General features: G+C 51.3%; 2 tRNA genes. Both read right to left on the bottom strand.

The features are described 5' to 3' along the window. Positions 1–2: 2 nt before the first annotated feature. Positions 3–75, bottom strand: a tRNA-His gene (locus SB724_RS20680). Positions 76–104: 29 nt separating this feature from the next. Continuing rightward, a tRNA-Trp gene (locus SB724_RS20675) sits at positions 105–178 on the bottom strand. Between the last annotated feature and the right edge of the window lie 83 nt (positions 179–261).

Below are 261 nucleotides of genomic sequence, written 5' to 3'. Positions count from 1 at the left end.
GGGGCGATTGATGGGAATCGAACCCACGAGTGCCAGAGCCACAATCTGGTGCGTTAACCACTTCGCCACAACCGCCATAATCTGAAGATGAATAAATAAAATAGTGGCAGGGGCAGTAGGAATCGAACCCACACCGGAGGTTTTGGAGACCTCTGTTCTACCGTTAAACTATGCCCCTATTTATAAAATGGTGGAGGGGGGCAGATTCGAACTGCCGAACCCTGAGGGAGCGGATTTACAGTCCGCCGCGTTTAGCCACTT

The sequence above is a fragment of the Bacillus sp. SIMBA_031 genome (genome assembly GCF_046535225.1).
In the GTDB taxonomy this organism is placed as follows: Bacteria; Bacillota; Bacilli; order Bacillales; family Bacillaceae; genus Bacillus; species Bacillus velezensis.
Note: the sequence above shows the minus strand (reverse complement) of the source record. Positions and strands in the feature narration are given on the sequence as shown.